The sequence below is a fragment of the Flavobacterium piscis genome, from assembly GCF_031457575.1.
In the GTDB taxonomy this organism is placed as follows: Bacteria; Bacteroidota; Bacteroidia; order Flavobacteriales; family Flavobacteriaceae; genus Flavobacterium; species Flavobacterium piscis_A.
This window is the reverse complement of the sequence record NZ_JAVDWQ010000001.1, coordinates 485550-497841: the sequence shown is the minus strand read 5'-3', so window position 1 is coordinate 497841 and position 12292 is coordinate 485550. Positions and strand designations below refer to the sequence as shown.

The 12292-nt window shown below is 32.9% G+C and carries 11 protein-coding genes; 9 read left to right on the top strand and 2 right to left on the bottom strand.

Annotation, left to right across the window (positions count from 1 at the left end; genetic code table 11):
• Positions 1-17: 17 nt before the first annotated feature.
• Together rnhA and purN are read right to left on the bottom strand one after the other, a co-directional pair.
• Complete coding sequence (gene rnhA / locus J2W48_RS02095; protein ID WP_310277325.1) at positions 18-494, bottom strand: ribonuclease HI; 477 nt, start codon at positions 492-494, stop codon at positions 18-20.
• 96 nt (positions 495-590) lie between these two features.
• Positions 591-1154 carry a phosphoribosylglycinamide formyltransferase gene (gene purN, locus J2W48_RS02090; RefSeq protein ID WP_310277323.1) on the bottom strand — a complete coding sequence of 188 codons (564 nt, stop codon included), beginning with the start codon at positions 1152-1154 and terminating at the stop codon, positions 591-593.
• Between the two features lie 175 nt (positions 1155-1329).
• Between purN and J2W48_RS02085 the strand changes: the two genes are divergently transcribed.
• The 9 genes from J2W48_RS02085 (at position 1330) to J2W48_RS02045 (ending at position 11691) form a co-directional block, all read left to right on the top strand.
• Positions 1330-1566 carry an acyl carrier protein gene (locus tag J2W48_RS02085; protein WP_007137004.1) on the top strand — a complete coding sequence of 79 codons (237 nt, stop codon included), beginning with the start codon at positions 1330-1332 and terminating at the stop codon, positions 1564-1566.
• 177 nt (positions 1567-1743) lie between these two features.
• Positions 1744-2997, top strand: a complete 1254-nt coding sequence (gene fabF / locus J2W48_RS02080) for a beta-ketoacyl-ACP synthase II (RefSeq protein ID WP_310277320.1) — start codon at positions 1744-1746, stop codon at positions 2995-2997.
• Between the two features lie 8 nt (positions 2998-3005).
• A complete protein-coding gene (gene rnc, locus J2W48_RS02075; RefSeq protein ID WP_310277317.1) occupies positions 3006-3746 on the top strand; it encodes a ribonuclease III in 741 nt (246 codons plus the stop codon).
• 125 nt (positions 3747-3871) lie between these two features.
• A complete protein-coding gene (locus tag J2W48_RS02070) occupies positions 3872-4360 on the top strand; it encodes an IPExxxVDY family protein (RefSeq protein WP_310277314.1) in 489 nt (162 codons plus the stop codon).
• Positions 4361-4365: 5 nt separating this feature from the next.
• A complete protein-coding gene (pyk, locus tag J2W48_RS02065) occupies positions 4366-5796 on the top strand; it encodes a pyruvate kinase (protein WP_310277310.1) in 1431 nt (476 codons plus the stop codon).
• A 230-nt stretch (positions 5797-6026) separates the two neighbouring features.
• Positions 6027-7223, top strand: coding sequence for a C1 family peptidase (locus J2W48_RS02060; protein WP_310277307.1), 1197 nt, complete (start codon positions 6027-6029; stop codon positions 7221-7223).
• A gap of 224 nt (positions 7224-7447) precedes the next feature.
• Positions 7448-8173, top strand: coding sequence for a metallophosphoesterase family protein (locus tag J2W48_RS02055; protein ID WP_310277304.1), 726 nt, complete (start codon positions 7448-7450; stop codon positions 8171-8173).
• Between the two features lie 46 nt (positions 8174-8219).
• Complete coding sequence (locus J2W48_RS02050) at positions 8220-8744, top strand: DUF6646 family protein (protein ID WP_310277303.1); 525 nt, start codon at positions 8220-8222, stop codon at positions 8742-8744.
• A gap of 445 nt (positions 8745-9189) precedes the next feature.
• Positions 9190-11691 (top strand): pectate lyase family protein, encoded by a 2502-nt coding sequence (locus tag J2W48_RS02045; RefSeq protein ID WP_310277300.1) that lies wholly within the window; start codon positions 9190-9192, stop codon positions 11689-11691.
• The last annotated feature ends 601 nt before the right edge of the window (positions 11692-12292 follow it).

The window sequence follows — 12292 nt, the reverse complement described above, 5'->3', positions numbered from 1 at the left end:
TTTTTGATGCGTTATTTTTATGATTTAGATCCAATAGTTTCGTAGTAAACATCTACAGAAAGATTTTTCTGCATAGATGCCATAACGGCTAATTCATCGCAACGTTCATTTTGTGGATGATTGTTGTGACCTTTAATCCATTTAAATTCGACCTGATGTTTGCGGTAAATAATTAAAAAACGCTTCCATAAATCCGGATTTTTTTTGCCGGCATAACCTTTTTTCTCCCAACCAAAAACCCATTTTTTTAAAACGGAATCTACTACATATTTAGAATCTGAAATTACTAAAACCTTCATGTTTAGATTTTTTAGTTTTTCGAGACCTACAATTACAGCTAAAAGCTCCATCCTGTTATTTGTCGTAAGGCGAAAACCTTCGTAGAATTCTTTTTTATGTGGTGTTCCAACCAATTCCATAACCACCCCATAACCACCGTTTCCGGGGTTTCCTTTTGCAGCGCCATCAGTATATATGTGTACTTCGTGTTCCATTTTAGACTTCTTTGATTATCGGATTTTAGACTTTTTTTAGACTTCATAACTGTTAGATCATGATCTAACAGTTATGAAGTCTGACAATTTAATGTTCTATTCTTCTAATAATCGGGAAATAATTTCCGGGAAATACCGTTGCTCTAATTCATGAATCTTTTCTGCAACTGTTTCTGGAGTGTCATCATCTGTAAGCGCTACAATTTTCTGAAAAATGATACCACCTTCATCATAATGCTCATTAACATAGTGAATCGAAATTCCGGTTTCTTTCTCCTTGTTATTTACTATTGCCCTGTGTATGTGAATGCCGTACATTCCTTTTCCACCATAATTAGGTAATAAAGCGGGATGAATATTGATTATTTTATGTGGATATTGCTCAATTATATTCTCCGGGAACTTCAATAAAAAACCAGCCAGGACAATCAAATCCGGGTCGATTTTCTGTATTTTTTTTAATACTTTTCTGTCTAAAAGTTCTTCTTTTGAGAAAATTTCAGTCGGAACCTGATGTTTTTTTGCTCTGTCAATGACTTTAGCAGAAGGATTGTTAGTGAAGACCGAAACGACCTTTGCAATTTTTTTATTAGTAAAATATTGTATAATGTTTTCTGCATTAGTTCCTGAACCTGAGGCAAAAACAATAATTTTTTTCATAAGAGGGTTTATTTTGAGAATGCAAAAAACGGAATAAAAAACCAAAATAAATAGTATTAAAAGACCTTTCTTGAAATTAATTTTATAAATTAGTAACACATTTATTAACTAAATAGTTGTTTTAAAATAAAGTTTTTTATTTTTGCCAACAAATTAAATTCTAAAATTAAAGATTATGTCAGACATTGCATCAAGAGTAAAAGCGATTATCGTAGACAAATTAGGTGTTGACGAAAACGAAGTTGTAACAGAAGCAAGCTTCACTAATGATTTAGGAGCTGACTCATTAGACACTGTTGAGCTTATTATGGAATTCGAAAAAGAATTTGATATTCAAATTCCAGACGATCAAGCAGAAAACATTGCTACTGTTGGTCAAGCTATTTCTTACATCGAGGAAGCTAAAAAATAATAAATACACACCCGATTTTATATTATATAGGTCGGGTGTTATTATTTTTTTTAAATTTAAATTTCGATTGAATTTCAATCAAAAAAATATATTTATATTGTAATGCCCATGGCTCTTAAGTAAACAATACAGTTAAGAAAGCGTGGGTTTTATTTGTTAAAGATAAAATACATATTTATGGCATTAAAGCGAGTTGTTGTAACAGGATTAGGCGCACTTACTCCTATTGGTAATAATATCCAGGAGTATTGGAATGCGCTTATTAATGGAGTTAGCGGTGCTGCCCCAATAACGTATTACGATACAGAAAAACATAAAACGAAATTTGCCTGCGAAGTAAAAAACTTCAATATTGAAGATTATATGGATCGCAAGGAATCCCGCAGATTAGATAAATTTGCTCAGTATGCAATTGCTGCGAGTGATGAGGCTATAAAAGATGCAGGACTCACAGACGATAATATCGACAAACAAAGAGTAGGTGTTATCTGGGGAGCCGGAATAGGAGGGTTAGAGACTTTTCAGGATGAAGTAATGTACTACGCTAAAGGAGACGGGACTCCAAAATTCAATCCTTTCTTTATTCCTAAAATGATTGCCGATATTGCACCAGCACACATTTCGATGCGTAATGGGTATATGGGGCCAAATTATACTACAGTTTCAGCATGTGCTTCTTCTGCCAATGCCTTAATTGACGCTTTTAACTACATTCGTTTAGGGATGTGTGATGTTATTATTTCAGGTGGTTCAGAAGCTGCCGTTACCATTGCTGGTATGGGAGGTTTTAGCTCTATGCATGCTTTGTCTACGAGAAACGAAAGCCCGGAAACGGCTTCAAGGCCTTTTGATGCAACCAGAGATGGTTTTGTTTTAGGTGAAGGATCAGGAGCTTTGGTTCTTGAAGAGTACGAACATGCAAAAGCCAGAGGCGCAAAAATCTACTGTGAAGTTGGCGGAGGCGGAATGTCATCTGATGCCTACCACTTAACGGCACCACATCCGGAAGGAATTGGGGTTATTGCAGTAATGAAAAATACATTAAGAGATGCCGGAATGAACCCTGAAGATGTTGATCATATCAACACTCACGGAACTTCTACACCTTTAGGAGATGTAGCTGAATTAAAAGCGATCAGCGCTGTATTTGGTGATCATGCTAAAACAATCAATATTAATTCAACAAAATCAATGACCGGGCATTTACTTGGAGCTGCCGGTGCGATTGAAGCGATTGCTTCTATTTTGGCCATGCAGCACAGTATTGTTCCTCCAACAATCAATCATACAGTTGTTGATGAAAATATCGATCCGTCATTAAATCTTACTTTAAACAAGCCTCAAAAAAGAGAAGTAAATGTTGCCATGAGCAATACTTTCGGTTTTGGCGGACATAATGCATGTGTATTGTTTAAAAAAATCGTAGATTAATTTTGCGTATGAATATTTTCAAAAAAATACTTTCAAAATCCCGTTCACAAGAAGACGGGATTTTTTTTGACACTATTCAGAAAATACTTGGTTTCCGGCCAATTTCAATTCAGTATTATAAGAAAGCTTTTACGCATCGTTCGTCTAATAAACTGGATGAAGGAGGGATGCCAATAAATTATGAGCGGTTAGAGTTTTTAGGTGATGCCATGTTAAGCGCGGTAATTGCAGCACATTTATTTAGCAAAGTGCCTAATGGAGATGAAGGGTATTTGACTAAAATGCGATCTAAAATTGTGAGCAGGGAACATTTGAATGAATTGGGGAAAGATTTAAACCTGGTTCGGTTTGTTGAAAGTAAAGTCCCGGTACAGCATTTTGGTGAAAATATTCATGGAAATATTTTTGAATCACTGATAGGGGCGATTTATTTAGATCGCGGATATCCCTTTTGCGAAAAATTTATTCAAAAAAGAGTTATTATACCTTATGTAGATATTGCCCGACTGGAAGGTAAAGTAATTAGTTATAAAAGTTTGGTTATTGAATGGTGTCAGAAAGAAAAGAGAATCTTTCATTATGATATTTTTGAAGATAACGGAATTGACGGCCAAAGATTATTTGGTGTTAAATTAAGTATAGATGACAAGGTAATCGCAAGAGCGAGGGCAACTTCTAAAAAGAAGGCTGAGGAAAAAGCGTCACAACGTGCCTATTTTGCATTTCAGGAAAAAATAGATAAGAAATAACGGTATATTTACCCTAACTTTCTTAAAACTATATCGTTTTCGTTTATAAATTAACAAAAACATGTTCATTAGTACTATTGATGGTTCAATAGAAATAGTATATTTACACCTTGATTTTTCATGATATGGCTATTCATAGATTGGATTTAGACGAATTTGACGAAATTGATTACTATTTAATGGCAATCCATACTTCTTTAGAAGATTATCGACTGGCCTATTTTATCAATAAAATTCTTCCTGTAAACTTAAGTAAGAGCAAAAACGAGATCCATGCTCAAACTAAGGAAGGAGAGGCAAATTTTTCAAGGTTCTATTATTATGATACTGATAAGGCATTATCGTGGAATTTGATTCAGAATAAAAACGAAATCATTTCAGTGAGTACAAATGATTTCCAGGATTTGTTTTCCAATGAAACAAGTGAGGTTTCAACAACAATTCATTTACTTCCTGAATTTAAAAAAGTAGATTTTTTCCTGAAAATTGACAATAGCGAAGAGGCAATTGATTTTTCAGAAATTCAACAAAAATTAAACGCAATAGAAAGTATCGCAGCAGTGTATGCTGTCGATACCAATAAACTAAAATCAAAAAACAATTTAATTTTTTAATAAAAATGTCAACAAACAAAAAAACCAAAATTGTAGCTACACTTGGGCCTGCATGTGGTACCAGAGAGATTATCAAAGATATGATTGATGCAGGGGTTAATGTGTTCAGAATCAATTTCTCGCATGCTGATTATGAAGGGGTAAAAGAAAAAATCGATATTATTAGGGGTTTAAATGCTGAATTTGGCTACACAACAGCAATTCTTGGAGATTTACAAGGTCCAAAACTCAGGGTTGGTGTAATGGAAGAAGGAACCACAGTTAATGATGGTGATATCATTACTTTTACAACTGCAGAAGATATTTTAGGTACAGCTAAGAAAGTGTTCATGAAATACCAAAACTTTCCAAATGATGTTAATCCGGGAGAGCGTATTTTGCTAGATGATGGTAAATTGATTTTTGAAATTATTTCTACAGATAAAAAAACAGAAGTTGTTGCTAAAGTAATTCAGGGAGGGGAATTAAAATCTAAAAAAGGAGTTAATTTACCAAACACGAAAATTTCGTTGCCTGCTTTAACAGAAAAAGATATAGCCGATGCTATTTTTGCTATTGGACAAAAGGTAGACTGGATTGCACTTTCGTTCGTAAAAACACCTCGCGATTTGCAAGATCTTAAAGAATTAATCGATAAGCATTCTGAATATAAAATTCCGATTGTTGCAAAAATTGAAATGCCGGAAGCACTTGTGAATATAGACAAAATTATTGCTAATTGTGATGGTTTGATGGTAGCTCGTGGAGATTTAGGGGTTGAACTTCCTGCACATGAAGTACCGTTGGTACAGAAAGATTTGATCCGCAGAGCTAAAACGGCCAGGATTCCAGTAATTGTTGCAACACAAATGATGGAAACAATGATTACCAGCTTAACTCCAACACGTGCAGAAGTAAATGACGTAGCCAATTCAGTTATGGATGGAGCCGATGCAGTAATGTTATCCGGAGAAACTGCTGCGGGTAATTACCCAGTACAGGTTATTCAAAGAATGACTCAGATTTGTGAGGCTGTTGAAGACTCTCCACTAATTCATGTACCTCAAAATACACCACAAATTAAAACAAAACGTTTTATTACTAAAACAATTTGTCAACAAGCAGCTGTAATGGCTAATACAATTCATGCAAAAGCAATTTGTACACTAACAAATAGTGGATATACTGCTTTTCAAATTTCAGCATGGAGACCATCTGCTCATATTTTAGTGTTTACATCAAATAAGAGAATCTTAACACAGCTGAATTTATTATGGGGTGTTAAATCATATTTTTATGATAAGGATGAAAGCACTGATGATACGGTTACAGATGTAAATAATATTGCAAAAGAAAAAGGTTTTGTAGTTAAAGGAGATTATTTAATTAACCTTGCTGCTATGCCAATTAAGGAGAAAGGAATGGTAAATGCCATGAGAGTTTCTGAAATAGAATAATATTTTATTAAAAGCTGAAAGTAAAGCCACCAAGTTTTTGGTGGCTTTTCTGTATAAAACGTCTTTTTTTATTGGGATATTTGAGTATTTAAAGTGTTCATTTTTAGTTATTTATGTAATTCATGCAAAAATTTAACTTATTTGTTACTAACAATTTGTTTATTATTTGATTGTTTTGTAACAAAATTTTAATTGTACCTACTAATTTATCAAATTATTAAATAAACATTATGAATAGATTTTCAATTAAATCAGTGTTTGTGGCATCAGTGTTTTTTATTGGTTCAACAAGCTGCTTTGCACAAGACATTTTAGTGAATTCGTTAAAGCTGAATGCAAGTGATAAAAGCAAAGAGAACTTTAAATTCACGGAGCAGATTAACTTAGGAACCACTTCTGTAAAAACGCAAGGTTCTTCAGGAACATGCTGGAGCTATGCTTCAAACTCCTTTTTAGAGTCAGAAATGATTCGTTTAGGGAAACAGCCGGTAGAGTTATCTCAGATTTATTCGGCAAGAAACGTTTATGTAGAAAAAGGAATTAATTATGTACGGATGCATGGTGCGGTTACTTTGGGTGATGGTGGTGCCCTGCATGACGTAATTAATATGTATAAAAAATACGGAACTGTACCGAGAGAAGTTTACACAGGTTTAAATTACGGAACTGATAAAAATAAATTTGGAGAAATGGCAGCACTTATTGAAGGTGTTTTATCTGCAGTAGTTAAAAATCCAAATGGGGAATTGACTCCAAACTGGCAAAAAGCATATGCAGCGGTTATTGATTCTTATTTAGGAAAAGTGCCGGAAAGCTTTACCTACAAAGGAAAAAATTATACACCTCAAACTTTTGCTAAAGAAATAGTTGGAATTAATCCTGATGATTATATCGAAATGTCATCGTTTACAACAGCACCATATTACCAAAAAACAATGATGGCTGTACCGGACAACTGGTCATTTGATCAGATTTACAATGTAAAAGTAAACGATATGACAGATATTATTGATAATGCTTTGAAGAAAGGATATACAGTTGCATGGGCTACAGACGTAAGTGAAAAAAGTTTTAGCTGGAAAAATGGTGTTGCTTATGTTCCTGCTAAAAAATACGATGATATGACAGCTGAAGAAAAAGCAGACATGTTTAACGGACCAAAACCGGAACCAGAAATTACTCCGGAAATGCGTCAGGCAGCGTTTGATAATTACACAACTACAGATGATCACGGAATGCATATTGTTGGTTTGGCGAAAGATCAGTCAGGAAAAGAATATTACATTGTAAAAAACTCTTGGGGAGAAACAAATGATTATAAAGGATTTTTGTTTGTGACTAAAAACTTCGTGAAATATAAAACAACTGCCTTAATGGTAAATAAAGGTGGAATTCCGACAGAAATTGCCAAAAAGTTAGGCGTTTAGTCTATTGATTTTAAAATACTTTATTAGAAATAAAATAGAATAAATCCCAAAGGTCAAAAAAATACTTTTAAATACCTTTGGGATTTATTCATTAAATTTAAAATATGATTTCTTTTTTTAATAAATAAATTTTTTAAAATATATATTTATTTAAGATTTACGATTAAGTATTTTAAAGCAAATCCTTTTCTATATTTTTACAATTCCAGATCAAACAATTTAAAATGAGAAAATTTGTTATAGGCGATATTCATGGTGGTTTGCTCGCACTTGAACAAGTAATGAAAAAAGCCGAAGTTACTGAAAAAGATACCTTAATCTTCCTGGGCGATTATGTTGATGGCTGGAGTCAGTCGCCACAAGTAATTGATTATTTGATCGATCTTCAAAGCAGACAAAATTGTGTTTGTATCAGGGGCAATCACGATGAGTTGTTAGTAGAGTGGCTTAAAAATGCAAAAAATAATGAACTTTGGTATCAACATGGGGGCGAAGCTACAGTTTTAGCTTATGAGAAACTCAACGATGAGCAAAAACAAATCCATATAAAATTTTTAGAGTCACTTAAGGATTATTATATTGATTCAGAAAACCGATTATTTGTACATGCAGGTTTTACTAATCTCAATGGTGTTGGTTATGAATATTTTACGAAATCTTTTTATTGGGACAGGACTTTGTGGGAAACAGCACTTTCTTTAGATCCCAATATGAAAGAAGATGATTTGTTTTATCCAAAAAGATTTACGTTATATAAAGAAATTTTTATTGGACACACTCCTGTTACCCGGATTTCGAAAACGGTTCCTGTACAAAAAGCATGTGTTTGGAATATTGATACCGGAGCTGCATTTAGAGGGCCTTTAACTATAATGAATGTTGAAACCAAGGAATTTTGGCAAAGTGATCCATTAAACGAATTGTATTTTAATGAAAGAGGTAGGAATTAATTCATAAAACTCTATTTTTGCACTTAAAAAATTAAATTTAAGTTTTATGAGAAAAATTTTTACATTATTGCTTTTAACGGTATTTGGAATTACACAAGCGCAGGAAGCTTTTAAAGGAAAAGGAGACACGAAAATTAATATTGGTGCCAACTTGCAAGATGGAGGTTCCGGAATTCAGGGTTCTATTGATTTTGGTTTGGCAGAAAACTTCTCTTACGGATTTGTTGCTAATTATCTATTAGGGGTAAATGAATTTTCAGGTTTTTATAATGAAAGAGAATATACAAACGAAAAACCGGATTTTAAAGATCGTTTTGATGCAAAATTTAGAATCAATGCCAATTTAGGAACTGTTTTTAACATTGATGAAAAATTAGATATTTATCCTGGATTAAGTTTAGGATTGAAAAACTTTGGAGGACACTTAGGAGGGCGTTATTTCTTTACTGAAGGATTTGGCGTTTTTACGGAACTTGGATTTCCAATTGCAAAATATAGTAATGATAATGATATTTTTGACCATTTGAATAATCAGGTTACTTTTAGTTTAGGAGCTTCCTTTAATTTATAAAATTTTTGATGGTAATTAAGCCATAAAGCGTCAATTTGAACTTTTCAAATTGACGCTTTTTTTTGTTTACGAATTAATTTTGTTCAGATTTAAACTTTAAATTTTAAACCTTTAGTTCAGAGTTTGTCGGATTTCTATAAATATTCTTTTTTTAAAATAAGAATATTCTGTTGTTTATTTTTTTTAATTATCTAAGACGGAATTTTGATTTTAAGATCTGTTTGTTATGTTAAAAGTAAATATTTACTGGAGTTAACCCACTTTGCAGCTATAACGTTATAGTTATTATATTGTAATATAAAGTGGTATTTTTTTTTACTATGTGTATTTTTTTTCTAAATTTTTTTGTGATTAAAAAAAAATATTTACTTTCGTGTAATCGATTACATTTATGTAGATGAATTGATAAGCATTAAACTAAACTCATTTACTTTAAACCACAATTATGAAAAAAAAATTACTTTACATCATTTTACTGTTCCTGTCTGTGCAAGTATGGGCACAATCAGTTACCATTACGAAATCATCAGGATGGCTTGAATCTGCATTTGTAGAATGGTCGCCTGTTGCCGGAGCCGATAGTTATAATGTTTATTATACGGGTGGGGGAGAAACTAATAAAAAAATTGACGAACCGCTTATTCGCAGCTATGGTTCCTATTTTCGTGCAGATGTGCCAGGTCTTGCTTCGGGATCTTATACCCTTACAGTAAAACCTGTAACGGCAACTGTTGAAGGTACTGGAACTACAACATCTTCTATAATAGTTTCTGCTCATGATCGTTCCGGATTTGCTTTTTCAAATGGTCGTGTACCGGGTGCATATAACTTAAATGGAACTTTAAAAAACGATGCTGTAGTTTTATATATTACACAGAATACAAAAGATATAATTGAACTTAGTGTAGTAACAAATGCTAACGGTACCACAAAAACTAATTATGTGGGACTGCAGAATATTCTTGACGGGTTTAAAAAAGGGCTTGATAATCGACCTCTTGCAATCCGTTTAATAGGAAATATTACAGATCCGGCAACTTTGTATAATGGGGACGTTGTTATTGAGAATAAAAAAAATCCCTTAAGTTCAATTACTATGGAGGGTATAGGGAATGATGCTGTTGTAAATGGATGGGGTATTCGTATTAAGTCTGCAACAAATATAGAAATTCGTAATTTAGGATTTATGTTAACGGATGCTGGTGAAGGTGATAATATTGGTTTACAACAAGACAATGATTATATCTGGGTGCATAATTGTGACTTGTTTTATGGCGCTGCCGGGGGAGATGCAGACCAGGCAAAAGGGGATGGGGCACTGGATGCCAAAAAATCCACTTATATTACGTTTTCATATAACCACTTTTGGGATTCTGGAAAATGTAATCTTTTAGGTTTGAGTGAAGGAACTACTACCGGGTTGTATATAACGTATCATCATAATTGGTATGATCATTCTGATTCCCGTCATCCTCGTGTACGTTATTATTCAGCACATATATACAATAATTATTACGATGGAAATTCTAAATATGGAGCAGGATCGACTTTAGGCTCGTCATTATTTATGGAAGCAAATTTTTTCCGTAATTGTAAATATCCTATGCTTACTTCTAAGCAGGGAACAGATATTTTTTATGACACAAAAGGAACTTTTTCAGGTGAAGCAGGGGGAACAATAAAAGCCTTTAATAATATAATGTCAGGTCAAACGCGTTATGTTCCTTATAATACTGCTACTAATCCAATTGAATTTGATGCCATTGAAGTTGCGACTAGAAATGAGGCCATAAGTAATAGTATTACATCAAAATTAGGAGCAAATACTTATAACAATTTTGATATTAATCCAGCAATTATGTACACTTATACGCCGGATAGTCCGGATGATGCTAAAGTTAATGTAATGCTGTATTCTGGACGTATTGAAGGAGGTGATTTTAAATATACTTTTAATAATGCGACAGATGACACTTCGTCTAACGTGAATACGGCTTTAATGACTGCGCTTACATCTTATACGACAAAATTAGTTGTAATACAGGGAGAGGTTGCCCCGGTTGTAAACACCCAAACTTTAACTTCGACTTCAAACAATGATCAAACTGTATCAACAGGTGCGGCCATTTCCTCAATAGTTTACACCTGGGGAGGTGATGTTACTGATGTTGTTGTAGATGGATTGCCGGATTCAGGTATTGATTTTGTAAAAAATCCTACTAATAAAACCCTTACTGTGACTGGTACTCCAACGGCTGATGTTTCTTTTTCAGTTACAACAATTGGTACTTCTGGTACTCCGGTAACTGTAACGGGAAGTGTGGCTATTAGTGATGATCCTGTAGCTCCTATTGGTGATCAAATTCATAATTTCACCACATCTGGTTTAACGAATTCATTCTATACTATTACAGGGAACCTTTCAACGTCTAAAGGAACTGTTAATTATGATGGTTTGACGTTGACTCAGAGTTTAAAAATCGAGTCTAGTGCTGGAGTTGTGAATTATACAACAACGCAAGAAAGTACTTTAACTTTAGTGTTTGTTGAAGCAGCTGCAAAGATTAAAATTGATGGCGTAGCCAAAACAGCATCTTCTGGAATAATTACAATGACTCTTGCGGCAGGTAATCATACGCTTGGAAGAGAAAGTGGCACAACAAGTTTATATTACATTAAAACAGTATACCCAACATTAGGATTAGGAGAAAATATCGAAGTTTCAAACTTAACGGTATATCCAAATCCAGTTTCAGAACAATTGTATATATCATCTGACAATCAAAAAGTTAAAAGTGTTACGATTTACAATTTATCAGGAAGTGTAGTAAAAAACATTTCAAATGAAGTTGAATCTATAGATGTAAGTGATTTGGCTACGGGTAATTATCTGGTAAGAGTAACTACTGATCAGGGTACAACTACTAAAAAAATCATCAAAAAGTAGATGCTTAAGTATTTATTGGTCTCAGAAGATAGTTAAAACTATGTATTTTAGTGCCTTTCTTTAGCTTCTAATAATATAGTGTTATTACCTTTCAGGGTTTCAGTCTGCCAATCGAATCTATGGATTTTCAGTCCAAAATGGTTTAGTTTATACTTAATTTTAAAAAAGGTCTCCAAATGGAGGCCTTTTTTAATGCTTTTTTGGATTGTCGGGGAGTATTCAAAACTTTAATATATGCTAAAAGGACTTATAGAAATTGACAAACAGATAGTTTTTTTAAATGGCCAAGTATATATTGTGTTCAGATCAAAATAAAACAAAAATTAATTATTTGACAGTGATTCATACTAGTTTAAAATATTTAGTATCTATTTTCTTATAAATGCATTTTCTTTAAAATAAATTTTATAAGACTAAAAAAGAGGGAAAATGTATAAAAGATTTAAGAAATGATTTCATATAAATTTACGTTAAGTAGCGGAAAATAAGAATTTATTTGAATGTATGTAATTTATTACACAAAATGCAATTTGTTACATTTTACCCATTTAAATTATAAATTTTTATATAATATGTTTTTTTATTCTAAAAATATTATGAA